1 protein-coding gene is annotated in these 262 nt (G+C 73.3%); it reads left to right on the top strand.

Translation table 11 applies throughout. The features are described 5' to 3' along the window. Positions 1-262: argininosuccinate lyase (locus tag NZ773_16185; GenBank protein ID MCS6803466.1), on the top strand; the 262-nt coding region annotated here is incomplete at both ends.

Below are 262 nucleotides of genomic sequence, written 5' to 3'. Positions count from 1 at the left end.
GGCCTTCCTCGCGGGCGACGATGCGCAACTCGACCGCGCCTTCCTGCTCGAGGACATCCGCGCGAGCCAGGTCCATGCCCGCTGCCTGGTGCGCGCCGGGGTGCTCGACGAGGAGGAGGGCGAGCGTCTGGTGGCCGAGCTCGCGGCGATCGCCGCCGAATTCGAGGCAGGGCGGCTCGCCCTCGATGCCCGCTTCGAGGACGGGCACAGCGCGCTTGAGGCCTGGCTCGGCGAGCGCCTCGGCGAGCTCGGACGCAAGATC

This window comes from Dehalococcoidia bacterium (assembly GCA_025054935.1).
In the GTDB taxonomy this organism is placed as follows: Bacteria; Chloroflexota; Dehalococcoidia; order SpSt-223; family SpSt-223; genus JANWZD01.
Note: the sequence above shows the minus strand (reverse complement) of the source record. Positions and strands in the feature narration are given on the sequence as shown.